Source organism: Faecalicatena orotica, assembly GCF_003149245.1.
Classification (GTDB): domain Bacteria; phylum Bacillota; class Clostridia; order Lachnospirales; family Lachnospiraceae; genus Faecalicatena_A; species Faecalicatena_A orotica.
This window is the reverse complement of record NZ_QGDL01000007.1, coordinates 169,584-192,444: the sequence shown is the minus strand read 5'-3', so window position 1 is coordinate 192,444 and position 22,861 is coordinate 169,584. Positions and strand designations below refer to the sequence as shown.

Here is a 22,861-nt window from a genome sequence, read left to right as displayed (position 1 = left end):
TATTCTTATAGTTTATACCTTCTTCCGGTCATTTTCAACTCGTAATCTATACTTTCCTTTAGCACCGTTGAGGTACATTTGAGGTTGAACGTATAGAATACAGTAACAGAATTCCCTGTGCCATGCTGCCCTCATATAACTTCTTTTGGAAGAAATGTCCAAACTGTGATAGAATAAAATTCGGAGGTAAAGAAGATGTTTCATATTTTAGTAGTAGAAGACAACAAAGAATTGCGGGATCTTTTCTGTACAGTTCTGACCGACAACGGTTATACTGCAATCCCCGCAACAGATGGAATGAATGCGTTTGATATTCTCGATCATACTTATGTAGATTTAATCATATCCGATGTCATGATGCCTGTTATGGACGGTTTCGAAATGATAAGAGCGGTGCGGGAAGCAAGGTATACGATGCCGATCCTCATTATAACCGCGAAAGAAGATCCGGCAGATAAACAGGAGGGGTTCCGGTCTGGCACTGATGACTATATGGTCAAGCCGATTGATGTAAATGAGATGGTCTGGAGAGTAGAGGCACTTCTGCGCCGTTCACAGATTGTCAGCCAGCGTAAGACCCAGCTCGGCTCGACTGTATTTGACTGCGATACATTGACCGTCCGGTGTGGTTCCTCGGTAACTGAGCTGCCCCAGAAGGAATTTCTCCTGCTCTTTAAACTGGCCGCTTCGCCCAACCGGATTTTCACACGCAGACAGATTATGGAGGAAATCTGGGGTCCTGACTCTGAAACAGATACTCATACTTTAGATGTCCATATCAGCCGTCTTAGGGAAAAATTCAAGAGCAATCCCGATTTTGATATCGTGACGGTCCGTGGACTCGGTTATAAGGCGGTGAAAAAGTAACATGAATAAACATACATTTAAAGCCACCGTCATGTTTTCTTTTTTAGTATTTATCATACTCACTATTACTATGACATTGATGGGATTCTTAGCTATTACCTTACTCAATCTGGGAATCATCCAGGATCCCATGACCGGTCTGATCCTTCTCATATCTGGTGTGGTCAGCGTAATTCTGGGAACCATTTTTTCACAGTTTGCCGGGAAACGGCCTTTAAGGGCAATTTTCTCCATTAATGAGGCAACGAAGGAAGTGGTAAAGGGAAATTTTAACGTCCGGGTAGATGAAGACACCCCTGTCACTGAATTAAGCTCTATGGCCCATAATTTTAATGTTATGGTAAAAGAACTGGCAAATACAGAAATCTTCCGGAAAGATTTTATAGAAAATGTTTCCCATGAATTTAAAACACCACTGGCTGCCATTGAGGGATATGTGACACTCCTGCAGAAGAAATCCCTGTCCGAGGAAAAACGGGCGGAATACACGGAACGAATCCTCTTCAATACAAGGCAGCTTTCCTCACTGACAGGCAATATCCTCCTGCTGGCGCGGCTTGAGAATCAGGAAATTGAGGTTAAAAAAGAAAGCTATTCTCTGGACGAACAGCTTCGGGAAGTCATCTTACTCTTTGAAACACAATGGACGCAAAAAGAACTGGATCTGGATATCGACCTGTATTCGGTGGATTACAGCGGCAACAAAGAACTGCTCATGCAGGTATGGCAGAATATACTGGGTAATGCGATTAAATTCGTATCTCAACAGGGACAGATACAGATTCTTCTAAGAAAAAAGCAGAAAAACATTATAGTTTCCATTGCAGATAACGGGGTCGGTATGGATGAAGATACAATAAAAAGAGTATACGAAAAGTTCTATCAGGCAGACGCCGCACGTACCGGGGGCGGCAATGGCTTAGGGCTGACTCTGGCAAAACGGATCGTCGACCTGCATAACGGAACGATCAAAGTTTCCAGCAGGGCCGGGGCCGGCACTATTTTTACAGTAACGCTCCCGGAAGAAATACAGCAGGAGTAGTAATACCGGATTTTATTTTTATAAATCAAGCTTATTTACTTCAAGCTTTTTGTCAAAGTAAGAAAACATAATATCAACACCACCTATTAAGAGTTAAAAATGGAGATCACAGCTATTCTGTGATCCCCTTTTTTAATTAAATTAAATATGCATGAAATATATTAAACAAATATCCGACAATGATAATCCCGACCGTGCAGATAGCAATAAACAATGCTAACAGCTTAGGCTTTACTGCTTTCTTTAACATAATCATAGACGGCAGGCTTAAAGTCGTAACTGCCATCATAAAAGCCAGAATTGTGCCTAACTGCGCGCCCTTCGCAAGCAGCGCCTCAGCAACCGGTATGGTGCCAAAAATGTCCGCATACATCGGGATACCGACTAATGCAGCTAATATGACGCCAAACGGGTTATTGCTTCCTAAGACTGTTTCCACCCAGCTTTCCGGTATCCAGTTATGAATGACCGCCCCGATTCCGACACCTGCTAAAATATAGGGGAATACTTTTTTAAATGTTTCTGTAACCTGTTCTTTCGCAAACTGTATTCTGTCCCTTTTTGTGAGTGCAGGAGTATTAATATCCACACTGCCTGCGCTCCTTATAAATTCTTCCACATACTTTTCCATGTGCATTTTTTCAATAATTGTCCCACCGGTAACCGCAATCACTAACCCAATCAGTACATAGGCAAAGGCAACTTTTGCGCCGAAGATACTCATAAGCAGGACAAGGCTTCCCAGGTCTACCATAGGGGAAGATATCAGGAATGAAAAGGTAACGCCTAAAGAAAGTCCGGCATTTGTAAACCCGATAAATAAAGGGATCGAAGAACATGAACAAAAAGGAGTAACCGTTCCCAGTAAAGCCGATATAATATTTGCCCCTGTCCCGTGAAACCGTTCTAATATTTTCTTACTTCTTTCAGGCGGGAAATAGCTTTGTATAAACGAGATGAAAAAAATTAACAGACATAACAAAATAGTGATCTTAATCACATCATAAATAAAAAACTGAATGCTCCCCCCTATGCGGCTTTCGATGTCCAGCCCCGAAGCTGACAGAAGGCCGCCTATTAAACTGTTCAGCCATTTCATACCTAATATCTGGTCCTGAAAAAATAACCATATATCACTTAAAATTGTCAAAAAAACCCCTCCATTCTTTTTATCATATAATGTTGGGGTCAAAAGGTATTTTGACCCCTGATGCTACGGATTTCTCCGCACTTCGTGCTCCCAAAATCCTAAAAACATTCGAAATCCGCCCTAATCGGGCTACTTTCTCATGTTTTACGGGTCCCAAAGTCATCCAATTGCATGCGAGCATGCATTGTATGACCTTTTGACCCTGGCATCAACACATCAATTTTTTTTGATGTATTGAGGATATATAAAAGCCATCGCACGATGACTTTTATACACCCCCAAGGGTACACAATGTTCTAACTATGCCTGTATATCCGGCGTTGTCAATTCTAAAAGGCGCTTTGCAGCGTACTCACTTCCCTTTTGATTCAGGCTGTAGTGTGTCCATTTCCCTTCCTGTCTGCCTGTTACAATACCGGATTCACAAAGTATTTTCATATGATAAGATAAAGCCGACTGCCCCATGTCCATACACTCAATTAGGACACACGCACACTTTTCCCCGCCTTTTAAATGTTCTAAAATAGCCAGTCTCTTTTCATCACAGAGTGCTTTGAAAATTTTAACATCTTTCGAAAAATCTGTCATTTCCACTGTCCTTTACATCAAATTATTTTGATATGACTATCATAACCTACATACCTCTTCTTGTCAATACTCAATTACTCAACCCGAAGTGCCGTCACCGGGTCATTCTTCGCAGCCTTGCTGGATGGGATCAGGCCTCCCAGTATCGTCAGCAGCACGCTGAGCAGGATCAGTATGACTGCATACTGTACGGGCAGAACTGCGCTGATGGATGAATTCCCTGCCAGATGGTGGATTAGTGCATTCCCCGGTATCAGGATCAGAAGTGTCAGAATGATTCCGATCCCTCCCGCACAGAGGCCGATGATGAAGGTTTCCGCATTAAAAATCTGGGATACATTCCCCTTCGATGCCCCGATCGCACGCAGGATTCCGATTTCCTTTTTCCGCTCCAATACACTGATATATGTAATGACTCCGATCATGATAGACGAAACTACGAGAGAAATCGCTACAAAAGCGATCAGCACATAGCTGATGATGTCGATAATGTTCGTTACAGAAGACATCATTGTCCCTACTATATCTGTGTAGGAAATAACCTGCTCATCTTTTCCTTCTTCCTCCATGCGGCTGTTATAATCATCCAGAATCTGGACTACTTGTTCCTTGCTCGCAAAATCCAGCGGATAGATATTGATCCCGGTCGGCTGGTCGAAATCCACGTATCCCAGTTTTTCCAAATTTCCTTTATAAGTGGCTCCTTCCGTGGTCATGAAGGACATCAGAAGTTCTGACATTTCATCCTGATCCATATTCATCTGAAAAGCCTTTGCAAACGCTTCCTCGTCAATCTGCATGGCATCGCCCATTGCACTCTGAAGCTGGCTACCGATCTGGCCCATGACTGACTGCATGGCGCCTTCGATGCTGCCACTGATCTGGTTTACAATCTGCTCCATCAGGGATGTCATCTGCGTCTGAAGTGTCTGTGACATTGCCTCTGTAAAGCTTCCCATTGTTTTTGTCATATATTCCTGAATAACCGTGGATATCTGTGTCTCCAAACTGTTCATATCAACCATACTGTATATTCCGTCCGAAAGCTGCTGTCTGCCCTCTGCTGTGTTCAGATATTCCATAAAGTATTGTCCCATTAAGGACGGGTCCGGCAGGCTGTTGGCAGCCGCATACTGCTGATAGCCTGCCGCCAGCTCCAAAGCCAGCTTCTGCAGCTGTTCAGATGTGACCGTCACATCGATATTGCTCTGGAAAATTTCATTTCCCCACCGGGTAAGGATTTCCTGTGCTTCTGCTGTCTGCAGATACTCGATCAGGTACTCATCAAACAGGTCGGGGTCCGTATACCCCTGCCTGGCTGCATATGCCTGATAACCGGCCATGATTTCAGAAAACATTGCCTGAAGCTGCTCTGTAGAAACGGTAACACCCCCGCCGTTTTCCTGTATCATGTCTTTTATATTTTCTGTTAAGACCGCCTTCGCTTCCTCGGATACCAGATAAGTATAAACTGCATCGTTCAGTTTCGTGTAGTCTGCCTGTGGATTCCCTGCAGTATAGTTCTGGTAACCTTTCAAAAGCCCGCCCACCATTTGTTCCAGATTGTCTCTGGAAACAGTCAGATTCAGTCCGTTCAGCAGACTTTCCATGCTGAGGCCTTCCATTTCCGGAAGGTCCAGTTTCATATCCCCGAAATTCATCATTCCGGACAAATCCAGTGAATTTCCATCCATCTGGAAAGCCCCGGACAGGTCCATCGAATCAGAGAATCCGCCGGACAGGGCGTCTTCATTAAACTTAAAGGCATTCTGTATGGCATTCGTATCTATTGAAAAAAGAGAATCCATATTCAGGGAGTTCTTGTTACTGTCCGTATCACCGAACGGCTCGTTGGTAAACACATTTACATCCGTTTCTGCCATCTGCTGCTGTACGATCCTGCTGTTCTTCGCCTGCTTTGCAGTATGCTGTGTCAGGGAAACCGTGTATCCGATCCCCGGCTTAAGTGCGGAACCGTTTGCCCCCTCTGAAAGCTGCACAATACCAACCACTTTAAGCTCTTCCCCGTTTTTCACCAGTGTGCGCATATAATCCTTGTTATCGGTCTTATCCGTCCACACTTTATGCTCACTGTCATATTCATAATAATCTGAACTGTTTACCAGCTTGTAGGTAGTCCCCAGAATATCTTCATAAGTATAGGAGCCCATATTATCGGGTGTATTGATTGTCTCCTCATCAATAAACTGCTGAATCATTTCATCCAGTTCCATGACATCTCTCAGCCCCAATGTGTAGAGCATTAAGTCACTGATGCTACCGCTGCTGTTTAGAACGACAACACATTCCTTGTAATTTTCCGGCCAGTGCCCGGCCTTTACATCGTACTGGTCTTTATACAGAGAGGCATTTTCCGGCATTTCATAGAACATATCCGTGCTCATCATAGAGGACATCATACTATTGGAACCGGAGGCTGAGCCAAATCCAAGAGAATCGAAGGATTTATCCGGATTGACCTGACGGATCTTATCTCCATCCTCACGGTAAATCTGGGGGACACCATTATAAGAGTATTCGATGGCTTTTGTATATGGCTCTATCCCGCTTTCACCGCTGTCCAGATAATTCTTCAGAGATTCCAGGTCATTGGAATTCATCGTGGAAAACATATCCGTCACCATCTGCACCACATGGATATCACCATCTTCTTTTTTCCCGCCTCCCCCTGAATTTCCGACCATCAAAGCTGAAATGTCGAAACCAGTGCTTTGAATCTGGAGGGGATATTCGGAAAGGGTCTCCTCCTCCACGGACTGGATGTAGTCGTTTGCCCCCGTGGAGAGCGACAGTATCAGTGCAATTCCGATGATACCAATGGAACCCGCAAAAGCGGTCAGCAGTGTCCGGGCCTTTTTTGTCCGCAGGTTGTTAAAACTCAGCGAAAGTGCCGTCAGAAATGACATGGAGGATTTCCCCATGTTCCGGTGTTCCGGCTCCTCCATGCTATCTTCATCCAGCTCATACGGATTGGAGTCCGAGCGGATCGTGCCGTCCTTTAATTTTACAATCCGGTTTGCATACTGGTCTGCCAGCTCCGGGTTATGTGTAACCATTACTACAAGGCGGTCTTTTGCCACCTCTTTTAAAAGCTCCATGACCTGAAGGCTGGTCTCACTGTCAAGTGCCCCGGTTGGCTCATCGGCCAGCACGATATCCGGATTGTTTACGAGCGCCCTGGCAATGGCAACCCTCTGCATCTGCCCGCCGGACATCTGGGTCGGCTTTTTGTGCAGCTGCTCCCCGAGCCCTACCTCTTCCAGCGCCTCGCGAGCCCGTTTCTTACGTTCGGCCTTGCTGATTCCGGAAATGGTCAGTGCCAGTTCCACATTCGCCAGTATCGTCTGGTGGGGAATCAGGTTATAACTCTGAAATACAAAACCGATGGTATGGTTTCTGTAGGAATCCCAGTCTCGGTCCTGATATTTTTTCGTAGAAATGCCGTTGATAATCAGGTCTCCGCTGTCATAACGGTCAAGCCCCCCAATAATATTTAGAAGTGTTGTCTTTCCCGAACCACTGGGGCCTAAGATTGCAACGAACTCATTATCTCTAAGATTCAGGCTGACTTCATTCAGGGCCGTCTGTATCAGGTCTCCCGTTTTATATTTTTTGCTAATACTCTTAATCTGCAGCATGTTATTCACTCTCCTTGTCTTACCAAAGATACATGCCCAACCTCAACCTAACCTCAACTTACAAGAACCGGTCATATTTTTTCAGTTTTCCTTCTATTCCGCTGCAAAGCTCCTGTCACGCACCCGCCTCGTTCAGAAGTCTCAGGAACTCTTTCGGCATGGGAATTACAATCTGGAGCATGAAGATCCCGTTTTCAATGTCCGCGCACATCGTACCACCGTATTTATCGGTAAGATGTCTCATACTCTTCATCCCGAACCCGTGGTTCTCACGCTTTCTCACCTTCGTAGAAACCGGCAGCCCGTCCTGAAACTTTAGTTCGCCCTCCATGTAGTTGTTTGTCTGTATGCACAAAAAGCCACCCTTCGCAGATATGTTGAGGCTGACAACTCTTTTATCTGTATCCTCATATTTACTGACACATTCGATTGCATTATCTAAAGCATTCCCAAGAAGGGCATAGATATCCAGTGTATTCATGAAATCCAGAGGTTTTGCATCGACAATGCACGTCAGCCGGATCTTATGTTTTTCACAGTACAGGCTCTTCTCGGACAGGATTGTATTCACAACTTCATTACTCGTCTTTACTACCGAATCGTAAAACATAATAGACTCTTCTACTTCTTCGATATACTTTCTGCGTTCCTCTTCTTTCGTGTCCTTCAGTCCCTGCAGCTGGTGCTTCAGATCATGGCATTTCTGGTTAATGATATCAATATTCTCCTTTGAAAGCGCATACTGTTTCTGCCGTTCATAGAGGAGCTGCCTGACTACTTCCTTCTCCTTGTTCAGGGCGCTGATCCGGTAGACACTGTACTGGACAACCAGTACCAGAATACAGTTAAATACATCCGTAAGAGCACCCCGGTAATTCACCCCGGCAGGATAATCCTCCCCACGAAACAGGTTTTGCCCCATGAATGCAGATACAATAAGCATGATAAGCATCAGCGCAAAGTAGAAAATGGTAGAAGGTTTGTCTTCATAAATAATTCCTTCCAGATCTTTTAACCTTGATGCAAAAATTTTTGCTAAGAGCCAGTACCATGCCGCGCAGGTAACAATGCATACCAGTGCATAGAGTATAAGATGGTCCGGCAGCCCGGGCCAGACCCCCATTGCAAGTATCTCATTCACGACAACATATTCAATGTGCTGTGCCGAATAACTTGATATTCCCAGGAACATAAGATCACTTATCGTGATTTCATAAGTCAGCCTTACGAGTACCAGACTCAGAAACAGCAGGAATATGTACCATGATACATGCAGGGTATAGATTAACATCTTGATGTCTGTGGACACCGCCAGTTTCTGGATCGGTACAAAGCTGACTGCAGTCAGAATAAGGAGAAGGCTTCCTGCCAGATTAATCCTTCCGTGGTCCTTCTTCCTCTTTGCGAAATGAAACGTAAATAGTTGTTCTGCTACAAGCAATTCTATGATAAAACGCAGTTCTTCAAAAACATCCAAAGCACTCATTAATCCATCCCTCCTACATATCTGGTAAATGCCATCATGAATTCCGTCTTCTTGTTTCTGCTGATCTGCAGTTCATCACCGGCTACTTTCACCAGATTCCCCGTGATTGACTCTACATACTTCAGATTTACCAGATAACAATGGTTACTTCTGACAAAATGATATTCCGCGAGCAGTTCGTCCATTTCTTTTAGTACGCCCCGGACGGTATAGTTCCCTGACACGGTATGGTACACGAGATAATGCCGTATGACCTCGACATAGTAAATATCCCCCAGTGAAATATGTACGACCGAATCCGGCGTATTCAATACAAGACGTTTCTCCTCATTACGTTTCACATAGCGCAGGGCCTTTGCCAGCTTCATTGCAAAATCCGGATAGGAGACAGGCTTGACTATAAAATCTACTGCTTCTACCTCGTAGCCATTGATTGCATACTGCGCCATGTTAGTGATAAACATTAAAACGACCCTTGCGTCCATCTTCCTGAGTTCCCGGGCAGTTTCGATACCATTTAGCCCCGGCATCTCGATGTCCATCAGGACCAGGTCGTAATCTTTCGTATACTTTGTCAGAAAATCATTCGGATGATGGAATACGGACACCTGGACCGGCATCTGCTTTTCCTCTGCAAACCGACTGATATAGTCTGACAGCAGCTCTGTCATTTTCTTTTCATCATCCACAACCGCCAGTTTCATTCCCTTCCCTCCAGTACGTCAAATCGAGGGTATATCCGGCCGCGTTATGCCGCGCACCGGACATGCCCTCAATTATTTATCATCTATTATCCGCAGATTCCATATCTTATTATTTAGAAAGATCCTGAATTTCTGCATTTGACTGCTTTTTCTTTAAGAGTCGTCCTGTCGTGATGACCACTACACACAGTACGATAATTCCTGCTGCAACATCCAGTGCCACAAGCAGCTTCATCCAGAGCGGCATAACGGACACAATCCTGCTTCCTGCCGAAAGGCCATTCATGGCATTGCTGTTTGCCACTGCATATGCGATATGTCCGGACGCTTTCTGCATATTGCCTATAACCGTTGGTGTCATCTCGGCATCGGAGAGCTTCCACAGGCCGGCATCCGTATTCAGCCACAGGTCAGTCCCCGCCTCAAGTCCTTCCCTTAAATCTTCATAAGCAAATACGTCAAATGATGCCTGATCCGTTACAACGAATCCCTTGAATCCCCATTCCTCCCTCAGTGTAGAGGTCATAAGCCCGTAATGGCCGCCCGACCATCTTGCACCGAGACGGTTCATAGATGCCATCATCCCCAGTGCATCTGCATCGCGGACAGCAATCTCAAACGGCCGTAGGTACAGTTCCCTGACAGACTGCTCATTCGCAAACATGGCCCCGCCGGTTCTGTTGCACTCCTGATCGTTTAATGCAAAATGTTTAACAGTAACGATCACGCCTTTTGACTGCGCACCTTCCACTGTCTTGGCCGCCATCTTTCCCGACAGGAAGCCGTCCTCAGAATAGTATTCGAAATTACGGCCGCTGAATGGGGATCTGTGGATATTGCAGGCTGGTGCATACCATACCGTTACCCCGAGGCTGATGCTGTCTTCCCCGATGCACCGGCCAAACTCCCCGGCCAGCTCCACATTCCAGGTAGATGCGATCACAATCTCCGGCGGATATGCCGTCCCGCTCTCTCCGCCTACTAAGGCGCTGGATATCCCCGCTGTCCCGTCCTTGTCTGTCGTTGCCGGAAGCTGTATCGAATCAATCTGCTGCGTAGCGTAGCCCCCGATCCTGACGAGGCTGTCCAGTTCGCTGACGCTCATCTGACGGATCAGAGTATCCCATGCACTGTCTTCCGGGTCCAGATCCATTAAGGCCGCTGTGTTCAGCCTGCCTAGTTCTTCATCAACTGTATCTGTTACAGGTTCCGTCGCATCCTCATCCTCTGTATAGGAAATTTCCAGGTCTGCCAAAAGTCCGTCCGGTGCCTCCCATGTACCATCTTTATATGTCTCCGGCCATGTGCCGTCCCAGTCGCTGCGGCTAAGATACTGATAATCCGGATCATAATAACGGATATCAGTGCTCTCAAACTGATTCGTAATCTCATTTCCCGTTGCCGCTGAGCTGGCATATGTCTCTGTATCAAGCTCCTTTACTGTAACCTCCGCTGCAAAATCAGCATTTCCGTCTTTATCCATTCCGTCTGCTGTGCTCTTTCCCTTTGCAGCGAGAATGTTATTTAATGCATTGTGAGAATCCGTACCTGCCGCGAAATAGTAGCTTCCCGCATCCACAATATACGTTCCTGCACCCTTTGCATCATACGCTTTCATAAGTTCTTTCGGAACGCTGACAGTCACCGTTTCCCCTGCTCCCGCTTCCAGTAAGGATGTCTTTGCGAACCCTGCCAGTTCTGCCGCAGCCTTCTCTATCCCGTTTTCTTTATCATATTCTGTGTAAGGGGACTGCATATAAATCTGGACAATATCCTTTCCTGCCACATCACCTGTATTTTTCACTTTTACGGAAATCTCGTAAGTATCCTCCTGTTCTTCCATCTCGAAATCTGACCATTCAAAGTCAGTATATGAAAGTCCATATCCAAACGGATACTGCACGGATGCCGTATAATCATAGGCCTTGGGATCTTCATTACCCAGAACCACATCCTCGTATCTTGTCTCGTAATAGAGATATCCTACATAGATCCCCTCTCCATATACGAGATACTTGTCTCCACGGTCCACGCTGCTGTTCGCAATCGTGTAATCCCCAAAATTAGCCATGCCCGGAGCGCTCGTTGTGTCATAGGCATAAGTGTCTACCAGTGCGCCTGACGGATTTACCGCGCCTGTCAGCACATCTGCCACAGCATAGGAACCTGTCTGGCCCAATGCACCGGCCCAGAGAACCGCATCGACATCGTATTCTTCCAGTACGCCTAATTCCATAGGATTCGATGTATTGAGCACTACGATTACCTTCTCAAAGTTGTCTGCCGCCATCTGAAGCATATCCCTCTCATTGCCGTCCAGCTGGAGGTAATGATATCCTGTGTCCATTGCTTTTGCGGAATGGTCGGATACCTCGCTTCCCGTGCGTCCGATCATGACAACCGCCGCATCGGCAAACTCTGCAAAGCTTCCCTTCACTTCCTCTGTGTAAACATCTGCCGGGACCTCATTGACCGTAAATGCCCCGACTCCGTAAACATCAGGCTGTGTCTTCCTGTAATCCTTTCCGGCACCCGTGTCATAGAAATCCCACAGGGTGTCATTCAGTGTCAGCCCCCTGTCGGTAAAGGCATCCTTAATGTTAACTGCCACAGATGTATCAATCGTGCTGGCTCCTCCGCCCCCGTAAACCGGGTCCACGCTGTCCTGTCCGAACAGGCTGATCTTCGCACCGTCCCCAAGCGGAAGCGCCCCATCCTGGTTCCTAAGAAGCACGATTCCTTCTGCCTCAAGCTGTGTTCCCAGTTCCTCCAGATGAGCCTTACGCTCTTCTTTGCTGTCAAAATCACTGACAAAGTGTTCTGTCTCCTCACTCTCCGACGATACTACCTTCTGTGTCGGCTGATTAAAATATACAGATATCAGGTTCTGATATTTCAATGCATATGAATTGCCGATAACCAGCCCGATAATGACAGCCGCACATACAATGTAACTGACTGCTGCCGTTACTTTTGAGATTGGTTTTTTTCCCTTCATCTCTTTTTCCTCCCTGTCTTATAATTCACGGAAAGAATATCACAAAAAAATGAAGGTGTTTTCATTCTGGCACATCTTGTATATCTGCTGGCATATCTTGTTCGAAGTCTCTTATCAGCCCACTTCCACTACGCCGTCTTCTTTCACCGTAATAGTCATGTCATCCTTCACATACTCTAAAAATGCTTCTCCCAGTGAATCCACCACCGGCATCGTTACATCATTCAGCCACACGTCCGCCAGGATTGCCCCGGCCCCGGCCAGTGAGTCGATCGGTTCGGAAAACAGCATACACGCCGGCTGCCGTTTCATGGAACAGGCACAGTAAAGAACAAGCCCTCCTGTAGTGGAACCGATGGTTCTCGGCAGGCAGAGTGCCCTGCCCGCCATCTGTTTCCCGTATAAGTCTGTGTTGTTCTGGTCCCCACAGGTTGCCTTCTTATCGCCAAACTGCAGTGCTTTTTGGAAAGACGCCAGTGTATTGAGTCCTTCATGGCTCACAAGCGCCTGTGCAGTCATATTCCCCGGGGTCACAACCCTTCCCTGAAAACTCTTCATCATATCTTACCTCCTTGTTCACCTGGTGATCTGTTCCAGAATTTCCTCATCCGTATAGTATCTCGCACTCGTATAGGTACGGAGCTTATTGCTGGAAGTTATGACAGGCATACTCGTACTCAAAGGATTATTCATATACATAAGGGGGCAGATGTAAGATAAGATTACCCCCGTCTTTTTCAGCCGCGCCGCATAAGGCGTCTCTTCAAACTTTTTCAGTACCGCCGGGGCAGCCGTAAATACGGTAGGGATCACGACTTTTTCATTGCCGGCTTCTTTTAAGCCCCGCTCCACCTTTTCGGTCCAGTTAACAAGCTGGTTCAGACTCATGTGCGGACACCCCATGAAGCACAGCTTTGGCTTTGCCTCTTTGTTTTTCCAGATGACCGGATAGCTGTCATAGACCCTTTTCAGTTCCGCATCGTCGATGACATATACATTCGGATTCTCTTTCAGCAGTGCCTTCTTTTGCTGCACTGCCTCCGGGGTGATTCCCTCCACATGGTACAGCCCCACTGCGCCGTTGGAAGCCGTGGCCGCCCCAAAATCCTTCAGGTATGTCCTTGCATCTTCGTCCAGTTCCCCGAGCCATTTGTCCAGTCCGACAATATAAGGGACATCCTCCATGACCTTCATACCGACTGCCGAGCCTAACAGCTGTGCTTCTGGTTTCTCTGTCGTCTTAATTTCAATGATCCAGTCCGCCCTGCGGCCTTCATCCGTCAGCAGTCCGAAATAGGGCACATACCCCACCACGGATCCCATCAGGTCGATAATACCCGAATTACGGTTGCATCTGGCTCCCAGTACGGAATTCGCATATACGACTGCCGAGGACTCTGACCAGGATAGAATGTCTCCCGGCTTCGGTGCATTTCCTACCTCGTCCATATAGCAGGTACACGTAAAGGCGTCCCTTTCAAGCAGCCCCAGCTTCCCTAATTGGTCCTCATAGAAATCCTGTTTACTGTACATAAAGTGGTTGAAAACAATATTCTGTATGAAAGAGCTTGGTACATTCCTGTCTAACGGCCTCGGGTCTGCGGTGAATTTCTGTGAGGACACACACCCTGCATCAATCAGTTTCTCCATCAGGTCATATACAGGACCCAGCGCCTTCAGTCCGAAGGAGGTAACCAGATGGTTGTATTCACTGGTAATCGGGACCATCCTGTCTGCCCCGAACAATTCCCCGTAACGGATCATGGTCTCCATAACCTTTGCCATAACCTCGCCTTTGCTGCCGTTTAAGATTGCTTCCTGCTCCTTCGACAGTTTCATTTTATACTTTATCATCGTATCCGGCCTCCCATCATATTTTCATTGCCGTCTCGTACGCGCCCCAGATCACTGACCTGAGATTGCCTACATTCTTACAGTCACCTACCAGATATGCCCCTTTCTTATCCAACGGATCTGGTATATATCCCGCAGAGCTAATGACCGAATCACATGCGATCTCTATGTCTTTTCCATCCTTGGTCCGGCAGATTACAGAACCTTCCTTTACCTCTTTCAATGTCGTCTCCAGATAAACCGGGACCTTGTGGAGTGCAAACCATTCGCGCAGATAAGAACTGTTGGCAAGACAGACACCTGTCTGGGAGATCAGGTCATCCTTCATCTCCACAATGACCGGATTCTTTCCCATCAATGCCAGTTCATATGCGATCTCGCTTCCGGTCAGCCCCCCGCCGATCACAGCCACCGTGTCACCTGCTTCTGCTCCGTTTAAGAAGTCACATGCCTCGATCATACGCTCATAACCGGGCACATTTTTCAGAAGCCTCGGAACAGAACCCGTGGCAATAATAACAGGGCCGTCCTTAAACGTTTCCGTATCTGTGACTTTGTGGTTCAGATTCACTTTTACACCCAGTACCTCCATCTGGCGTCTGTACCATGCAAGCAGGCTTCTAAGCTTCTCTTTATAGGATTCCGCACTTGCCGGAATAAAAGTTCCCCCAAGGACACTGTCTTTTTCATAAATAACCGGGTCATGCCCCCTGAGTTTTAATACCCTTGCCGCTTCCATGCCTCCGATACCGCCGCCGATAATGGATACTGTCTGGGGCTTTGATGCCTTATGAATATAGTGTTTATCCCACTGCATCGTCTCTGCATTAACCGCGCATCTTGACAAATGCAGGCTGTCGGAAAGTTCCTGGTCATTTGCAACGCCCTTGTAATGGCACATGTTAAAGCACCCGTTATGGCATAAAATACAGGGTCGGATGTCCTCTTCCCTGCCTTCCTTCATCTTTGTAACCCACTCCTGGTCCGCCAGAAACTGCCGTGCAAACCCTGCACCGTCGATTTTCCCTGCGGAAATGGATTCGGCCGCAGTGTATGGTTCCATCCGGCCCGCACATACAACGGGGATATCCACGAACTGCCTGATGTGCTCCACATCCTCCAGATTACAGTTCTCAGGCATATAGATCGGCGGATGTGCCCAATACCATGCATCATATGTACCATTATCACAGTTCAGCATATCATAGCCAGCATCCTGAAGATATTTCACAGCCTTTTCGGACTCTTCCATATCTCTTCCCGCTTCTACGAAATCCTCGCCCGGCAGGGCCCCCTCCCGGAATCCCTTTGTCATGGAACGGACACTGTATCTTAAAGATACCGGGAAATCTTTCCCGCATTCTTTCTTAATGGCCTGCACGATCTCCACCGGAAAACGGTAACGGTTTTCGAAAGAGCCGCCATACTCGTCCGTGCGGTGGTTCACATATTTGAGGGTAAACTGGTCCAACAGATAGCCCTCATGTACAGCATGGATCTCGATGCCGTCCACGCCGGCATCCTGAAGCAGCCTTGCACATTTCGCAAAAGCTTCTACATATTCATGGATTTCCTCCACAGTCAGCTCTCTTGACGGCACCTTATCAGACCACCGGTTCGGTGAAGGGCTGGCTGTCGCCGTAATCTTATCCAGATCCATAAACGGTTTGGAGACTACTCTTAAAAACTTATTTGTGTAAAGAGTCTCCATCAGTCCGCTGATCGTAAAAGAGCGTCCGAAGCCCGCCGTCAGCTGGATAAACAGCTTTGCCCCCGTCTTATGGAATTCTGGGAGCCATGCTTTTAAATCCTCATACATCTTTTTGTTCTTATAAAGCCACTGCCCGAACATCGGGTTGTAGACCGGCTGGCACCCCGGCAGCACCAGTCCGGCGTTATTCTTTGCCACCTCCATGATAAAGCGGGCCCCGTCTTTGTCAAAATGGTTCTTCTCCATCCACCCTAAGAGATTCGTCCCTCCCATAGAAGTTAAAACAATGCGGTTCTTAATCTCACAGTTTCCGATACGCCACGGCGTAAATAAAGGTTCAAGCCTTGGATCCATCCTCATTCCTCCTCTTCCTGTGCATTCCTTTTCTGGTATGAAGCTGCATGCTTCGTGTTATGTCTATTGTAACATACACAGTCAGTATCTGCACGCCTATAAGAACAAGATTCCCTATGACTGCCTGCAGCCACCGTGTCCATATCAGCTGTTCCTGCCAGAATTCCTGATGCCTCGAAAGCTGCTTTACCGCATCCGCCTTCTCCCTCCATAAGTTTTCGTAAAATTCAAAATCTGACCAGTAAGTAGGGAGATACTCTCTCCCTAATCCTGAAAAACGTATTCCCATGATCAGAATCAGGACAGCAAATACCCCTCCGGTTACCAGAAACAATATTTTAACTGGCCGGCTGGCAGAAAAACCGATTAAAAAGCATATCATGAACCATGTCACCGCCAGATTCAGGGCAAACAGAATATACGCGGATGAGAAGTAGAACTGTCCGTCAATCACTTCATCCGCGTTTCCAAAATACATTTCCAATGTTTTGATGCTGTTCTTAACAGACTGCTTTGACGATGCTCTGCAGACCGCGATCCCGTCAAAGGCAGCCCCTTTATCTGCCGGGATGGCGCAGACCATCCTGCCGCCTGACAGGATTCCTGCAACCTGATATTTTTTCCCGTCCAGTTCCACAATATTTCCCACAGCATCTTCTGTCCCAAATAAACACTGTGCCGCTTTCTGGTCCAGCAGGCAGGCATCCTCCTCATCCTGAAAGAAATACCGGCCAAGGCACAGCGTCACCCCAAACACTGCCTCCGGCTGTCCTTTGATACGATAGCACTTTAACTGCTCTCTTCTTCCTGTGTTCTTTGCTGCTGCCGCTGCCTCACCGTCTGATTTCCACACGGCCGCCAAAGAAAACTCTTCTTTACTGCGGCTTTCCATAAAGGCATCGAATGCCCCTTCCGAAATAGTTCCCTCCCGGAAGCGCATACTCAGGTGTTCAGAAAACTCCTCCTGTACAGACATGCGGCTGAACAGCCAAAGATCCACCAACAGTAGAAGTGCTGCCAATATCAGATAACATATTAGTTTTCGTTTTCCTTTATCCGTACCTGATCACCCTCCTCTACATATTTGTCAGAAGATACTATGATTTGGCTGTCTCTTTTAAGACCGCCTTCAACTGCCGCCTTCTCACCGTCTTTTTTTATCACGTTTACATTCACCTTTTTTGCTGCCTGAACAGTCCCAAGCATGCCGGTTTCTTCTGAAAGGACCAGACAGTAGTAGCCAGATGCACCCTCCCGGAGCGCTGACTGGGGAATGATCTGGTCAAACTCTTCCTCGGTTTCTATCTCTGTCTTCCAGATAAAAGTTTCATTGTATGCCGCTACCATACCGTCCGGAAGGGAAGCAGACCAAAAAGTAACCTCTGCGGCCGGATCGCCTCCGGCGTCTGCATTGCCAGTTTGGCCGGAAAGGATTCCCGTGTTCTCCCCGTCTCTGCCCTGCGCAACTGACTCAATCTCTACTTTATATTTCTCTGATGAAGAAGTTTCAATTTCCACCTGAAGTCCTGCTGCCAGTACCTCTTTCTCCTCTGAACCGGCAGTCCCCTGAAGGCGCCATCCGCTGTTTCCAACCGTCAGCATCTCTGTCCCTGTGGAAATACTCCCTTCCTGCACGCCTGATTTCAGTATCACACAAGTTTTTTCTGCATAGATTTTACCGTCGGCAGCCTGATATTCCTGTAGCTTTTTCAGTTCTTCCTCTGCCTGTCTGATCTGGATGTCCAGATCTTTTATCCCCAATTCAGCAACCTCCCTGGCATTTGCATCGTTTTCTTCCTGTGCCGCATCCTGCTGGCAGGCTAAATCATAAGCATTCCGGGCATCTGTCACCGCCTGTTCCAAAGACGCTGCTTCCGCCTGAGCACTTTGCACTTCCTGATATAGCTGCTGTTTCAATTCTTCGAATTCCTCCGAATCATAGGCATACTGGGCGTCTGCTTCCTTCTGCCATGCCTGTGCGAGACGGTCTTCGGCAGACTTAAGGGCAAGCGCTGCACTTGCAGAAGCCGGTACCCTCTGTGTCTCCCTCGTGGAAATAAGCTGCTGTTCGCGCCTAAGCTTAAGCTGCTCGACCTCACTTTGTTTCTGCTCAATAGTCTTTAAGAGATATTCCCCGCGAAACTGTACAAGGCATTCGCCCCTCTTCACAGTACTCCCTTCCTTTGCAGCTTTTTCTACCTGCTGGCCCGGCCAGAGGAAAATCTGCTCTTCTTTCTCAGGCACAATCTTCCCGCTCCCCGTATAGGAATAGGTGAGCCGTCCCCTTCTTACTTTGTCCACGTTCACCTGTGCAACCATCAAAGATGCCGCCGCCCTTGCAATAATAGTACATACCGCCATTGTGATAAAAAATCCGGCCAGAATGCGAACCGCAAGTTTTTTCTTTTTATCCATATTCTGTCTACCCCTTTAGCCCTGATGCAGCAATCCCCTGTTCCAGATAATCCTGTCCAAAGAAAAACAAAAGAAGTGCCGGCACCAGCATAATCATAGAAGCTACAAACGCAAGAGAAGCATTTTTCTCCATAATCTGCGGCAGATACAGTGACATTGGCCAATACGCCGCTGTCTTTAAATACGTCATGGGCTGCTCAATCGCGTTCCAGCTCTCCAGAAATCCTAAGATGAGGATTGCAAAGATCCCCGCCTTTCCCAATGGCAGTCCTATGGACAGGAAAATCCTGAACTCGTCCGCCCCGTCCACCTTCGCCGTTTCAATGATCTCTCTCGGAACTGCTGCAAAGGTTTTCCTTAAAATGAAGACCGGAAGTGTGGAAAACATTCCCGGCAGGATGATTGCTGCAAACGTATCCATCAGATGTATTTTGTTTAAAACCAGATATCCGGAAACCATCGTCACCTGAAACGGCAGGATCATCAGAAGCATATAAAGAAACCACAACACATTCTTTCCCGGGAACCTGAAATTGGCAAATGCCCATGCGGCCGGGACTGCCACAAGAAACTGCCCCAGCAGGATTCCCCCCGTCTGTATGCAGGAATTCCAGAAAGATGTAAAAAACTCCGGTGAATCCAGAAGGATCTGCACGTATGCACGAAGCGTGGGATATGCAGGAAAGAACCTGAATCCCGCCATCCCTTTCATCCCTGACAGAACTGCACCGCACACTTCCTTGAGCTCTCCGCTTCCCATAAACGAATAGGATACGATCAGGAGCAGCGGCGATACCATGATAACCAGTACTAAAAACAGGAACAGACCTGTCACACCATCAAATAACTGCCTCTTCTTCCTTCTTACGCCCCCGCTATTTCCTTTGCTCTTCCTTTTTCTCCCGGCAGTTCTTCCAAAATTCCTCACCGCTTAAGATCCCTCCTATCAACAGCACCAGCATCACCGCTGCGGCTGTCATTTTCTGGATATCCAGACTGGTAAACCAGTTGTTAAACAAATGCTGCAGCATATAGATGCTTTTGTCCGGATAATCCCCTGAGAGCAGGTATGCTTCACGAAAGACACGGAACGCATTGATAAAGGAGAGAAGTCCCGTTACGAATATCGTCTCTGCCAGCTGGGGCAGGGTGATATAGCGAAAAAGAGCCCACCGCCCTGCCCCCTGTACCTTAGCCGCATCATACTGCTCCTTCGGTATTGCACTTAACCCTGCCAGCCACAGCACCATGTCATATCCAAGATTCTTCCACACGTAACAGGCAATCAGCACCCAGAAAGCACTGTCCGAAGAGAGCCAGTCCGCCCCTTTCCCTCCAAACTGCCTAAGGAACAGGTTCAGCCAGCCATGCCGGTCGAATATCATTTTAAAGCAGACTGCCACAGATGCCACCGGCAGTGCCATCGGAAGCAGGAACCCTGTCTTCATAAGTTTCTGGTATGTTTTGCTCTGTTGGACGAATACCGCAATACTAAGGGACAATGTAAGAAGCAGCGGGATACAGACCAGAATAAACTTCGCTGTATTGCCTGCCGCCCTTTGGAAAGCTTCGTTTTGAAGCACAGTCCGGTAATTCCCAAACCCTACAAACACGTGTCCGGATGCCTGTAAAAAGGAGCGCCGGAAGACATCCAGAAAGGGAAGGAAGACGAACCCTCCCACTCCCAAAAGACTTGGGAGCAGGAACAGGTATGCCGTCCGGTATTCTGTCTTCTTACTCTGCGAGATAGGTATCCGCCTTCTGCGCAATGGTCTCAACTGCTTCATCCACATCGATACTGCCCTCCAGATATTTTTCCGCGTTCTCCTGATAAATGCCCCATACGGCACGGTCCTGTATCAGAGGTTTGGTCAGTGTCCGGCTCATGTCAAGCAGGCCCCGAAGTTCTTCCTCCGTCACTGCATATCCAAATGCAATAAACTCCATTTCTCCATCTTCTGTTTCAAATCTCCATCCACTGCTAAGTGAATTCATATATGTACTATCAAGTTCTTCCTTCAGGCCGTCCATTGAATCTGCCAGAACCGGAAGTCCCTCTTTCTGCTGCACCGACTGTACCTCTTCGGACAGCAGGAATTTTAGGAATTCCTCTGCCAAATCCTTCTGGGTGCTGTTCTGGTTCACTCCCACGATACCGACCGGATGATACAGATTCTGGATAGATACCGGGGACAGGCTTAGCTCACGCATAATTCCATAAGGGAAGGTCATGCCGGGCACACTGGAAATCTCTGCGGTTTCTGCTGTATCCGGATGCTTTATAATCCCAAATTCTGCCCAGCTGGTGAATACCCCCGCGGAATCCTTGTACTTCTCTGTAATACCGTTTCGTTCTTCGAATTCTTTTGTCCCTGCATTTTCACAGATCTTTTCTTCCAGTTCAAGGAGCGTCCTTAACTTCTTCTGATCGACTTTGCCGTTTGTTTTCACAATCTCTTCGTGATATAGCTGAAAGAGAAGATCTCTGATGTACCAATGGTCAGGAAAGCTAAAAACAGTAGCATCGGGCTTTTTGTCCAGATAACGTTCCAAAGAATCAATTGACTCTAATGCCTCCCGGACTTCCGGGCTTCCATACATAATTGGAATCCTGAATTTTATTGGCAGGGCATAAATCCTGCCATCCTTCTGCGCCGTATTTTCTAAAATGTTATCCAGATAGGAATCTTCGGCTGTCAATTCCTTCGTGAAGTCTGTCAGGTCCGCCAGTGTCCCTTTTTCTATATAGGCATCCAGGGGCAGGCCATCCATAAGCAGCACATCCGCGCCGTTTCCACTGAGCAATTCCGTATTCAGTGTCCGGATATCATCTGAAGTTACTTCGCTGTCCTCTTTGCCTGATGTATGGAAATCTACCCTGACATCCGGGTTCTTCCTCTGGAATTCCTGAATCCCCTGACGAACCGTATCATTGTCCGACAAGCCAAACACAGTCAGTGTCTTTTCCGGTACTGCTGAGATATCCGGATCATAAACATAATGCTTCAGGCTATAATCATAGTCCTTATTCTGCCCGTAAAGCACATAGAAATCATCATCACTACCCATGATTACGGAACCGGCCCTGTATTTGGGCTGTCCCATCATTCCCATGCCGCCGTCCATCATAATTTCCGTCATGTCACTGCCAATCTGGCAGCGGCTGATTCCTTTTTCGGAGACAGCATACCAATTGCTGCCATCACTGCATAATGCAGGCCATTCACCCTTTTCGAATGTTAATTTACCTTTTGTTTCAAGGCTTTTGGCATCATATATATTGCAGATGCCATCCTCTGCCTGGACTGCTATGCTTCCGTCCTTTCCTTTTGCAAGCCTGCCATAACCGGAAAATACATCGCCGTAATAAGCAGAATCCACCTCCATAATAGTTTCCAGTGTATCCGGTGAGATGACCACGGCTTTCAAATTATTCAGATCATTCATCCAGTAGTTTCCTTCTTTGTCTATCACCATATTGGTAATCGCCATGTACTGGTTTCCCGATTTCTCTGTCACATAAGGGATATCGAGAATCTCTCCCGCACTTCCTACTTTCCCGCGGCATATAATGTCCGGGGTCCCCGCAGTGCCCTGCATGATTACCACCTGTGTGCCATCATCAGACTCCTGTACATCCCGCACCTTGCCAATCGTCGGCATTCCTTCATCGTGCAGTCTGCTGAACCAGTCAAGGTCAGTCTCTTCCCATTTTCCATCCACATATTCGTACCGGGCGATTTCCGCCCTCAGGTAGTTGCTTGCAAACAACAGCGGATTGCCATCCTTTGACTGTAAAAAACTCATGAACTGCTCCTGTCCCTCCTTCACTGGGAATTCTATGTCCTTTTCAACATACCGCCCTTTTCCGGAGGATTTCTTTTTACCATCGCCCTTACAGCCTGTAAGCCCCCCGGCTGCCAATGATAAAATCAACAAAAATACAATTGTATATTTCCACATATTTTTCATAACACCCCTCCTTACATTCTTTATTATCTATCATACAGAAACTATCTCAAAAAATCTTGAA

General features: G+C 47.2%; 16 protein-coding genes. 2 read left to right on the top strand and 14 right to left on the bottom strand.

Features of this window, described 5'->3' with window-relative positions:
- Positions 1-195 precede the first annotated feature (195 nt).
- Both A8806_RS12605 and A8806_RS12600 read left to right on the top strand, forming a co-directional pair.
- Positions 196-867: a response regulator transcription factor gene (locus A8806_RS12605; protein ID WP_109731554.1), complete on the top strand. Its 672-nt coding sequence runs from the start codon at positions 196-198 to the stop codon at positions 865-867.
- Between the two features lies 1 nt (position 868).
- Positions 869-1,909 carry a HAMP domain-containing sensor histidine kinase gene (locus tag A8806_RS12600; RefSeq protein ID WP_109731553.1) on the top strand — a complete coding sequence of 347 codons (1,041 nt, stop codon included), beginning with the start codon at positions 869-871 and terminating at the stop codon, positions 1,907-1,909.
- Between the two features lie 136 nt (positions 1,910-2,045).
- Here the strand turns inward: A8806_RS12600 and A8806_RS12595 are convergent, their stop codons facing one another.
- The 14 genes from A8806_RS12595 to A8806_RS12530 form a co-directional block, all read right to left on the bottom strand.
- Positions 2,046-3,008 (bottom strand): permease, encoded by a 963-nt coding sequence (locus tag A8806_RS12595; RefSeq protein WP_416388173.1) that lies wholly within the window; start codon positions 3,006-3,008, stop codon positions 2,046-2,048.
- Positions 3,009-3,359: 351 nt separating this feature from the next.
- On the bottom strand, positions 3,360-3,647 hold the full coding sequence (locus A8806_RS12590; protein WP_109731551.1) for an ArsR/SmtB family transcription factor: 288 nt from the start codon (positions 3,645-3,647) through the stop codon (positions 3,360-3,362).
- 74 nt (positions 3,648-3,721) lie between these two features.
- Positions 3,722-7,306 carry an ABC transporter ATP-binding protein/permease gene (locus tag A8806_RS12585; RefSeq protein ID WP_109731550.1) on the bottom strand — a complete coding sequence of 1,195 codons (3,585 nt, stop codon included), beginning with the start codon at positions 7,304-7,306 and terminating at the stop codon, positions 3,722-3,724.
- 115 nt (positions 7,307-7,421) lie between these two features.
- Positions 7,422-8,792, bottom strand: coding sequence for an ATP-binding protein (locus tag A8806_RS12580; RefSeq protein ID WP_109731549.1), 1,371 nt, complete (start codon positions 8,790-8,792; stop codon positions 7,422-7,424).
- Entirely contained in the window at positions 8,792-9,496 is a 705-nt protein-coding gene (locus tag A8806_RS12575; RefSeq protein ID WP_109731548.1) for a LytR/AlgR family response regulator transcription factor, read from the bottom strand. The genes A8806_RS12580 and A8806_RS12575 overlap by 1 nt, the downstream gene beginning before the upstream one ends.
- Positions 9,497-9,605: 109 nt before the next feature.
- Positions 9,606-12,494: a glycoside hydrolase family 3 protein gene (locus A8806_RS12570; protein WP_109731547.1), complete on the bottom strand. Its 2,889-nt coding sequence runs from the start codon at positions 12,492-12,494 to the stop codon at positions 9,606-9,608.
- A gap of 114 nt (positions 12,495-12,608) precedes the next feature.
- Positions 12,609-13,055 carry an aconitase X swivel domain-containing protein gene (locus tag A8806_RS12565; protein ID WP_242996070.1) on the bottom strand — a complete coding sequence of 149 codons (447 nt, stop codon included), beginning with the start codon at positions 13,053-13,055 and terminating at the stop codon, positions 12,609-12,611.
- 15 nt (positions 13,056-13,070) lie between these two features.
- The gene (locus A8806_RS12560) at positions 13,071-14,348 is read right to left on the bottom strand and encodes an aconitase X (RefSeq protein WP_242996068.1); all 1,278 of its coding nucleotides are present in this window, start codon (positions 14,346-14,348) and stop codon (positions 13,071-13,073) included.
- Between the two features lie 16 nt (positions 14,349-14,364).
- Positions 14,365-16,413, bottom strand: coding sequence for an oxidoreductase (locus A8806_RS12555; RefSeq protein ID WP_109731546.1), 2,049 nt, complete (start codon positions 16,411-16,413; stop codon positions 14,365-14,367).
- Complete coding sequence (locus A8806_RS12550) at positions 16,397-17,389, bottom strand: ABC transporter permease (protein ID WP_181368700.1); 993 nt, start codon at positions 17,387-17,389, stop codon at positions 16,397-16,399. The genes A8806_RS12555 and A8806_RS12550 overlap by 17 nt, the downstream gene beginning before the upstream one ends.
- A gap of 59 nt (positions 17,390-17,448) precedes the next feature.
- The gene (locus tag A8806_RS12545) at positions 17,449-18,828 is read right to left on the bottom strand and encodes an efflux RND transporter periplasmic adaptor subunit (protein ID WP_109731544.1); all 1,380 of its coding nucleotides are present in this window, start codon (positions 18,826-18,828) and stop codon (positions 17,449-17,451) included.
- A gap of 7 nt (positions 18,829-18,835) precedes the next feature.
- The gene (locus A8806_RS12540) at positions 18,836-19,627 is read right to left on the bottom strand and encodes a carbohydrate ABC transporter permease (RefSeq protein WP_109731668.1); all 792 of its coding nucleotides are present in this window, start codon (positions 19,625-19,627) and stop codon (positions 18,836-18,838) included.
- A 76-nt stretch (positions 19,628-19,703) separates the two neighbouring features.
- Positions 19,704-20,615 (bottom strand): carbohydrate ABC transporter permease, encoded by a 912-nt coding sequence (locus A8806_RS12535; RefSeq protein ID WP_109731667.1) that lies wholly within the window; start codon positions 20,613-20,615, stop codon positions 19,704-19,706.
- Entirely contained in the window at positions 20,563-22,800 is a 2,238-nt protein-coding gene (locus A8806_RS12530) for an extracellular solute-binding protein (RefSeq protein WP_109731543.1), read from the bottom strand. Before A8806_RS12530 ends, A8806_RS12535 begins: the two co-directional genes overlap by 53 nt.
- Positions 22,801-22,861 lie beyond the last annotated feature (61 nt).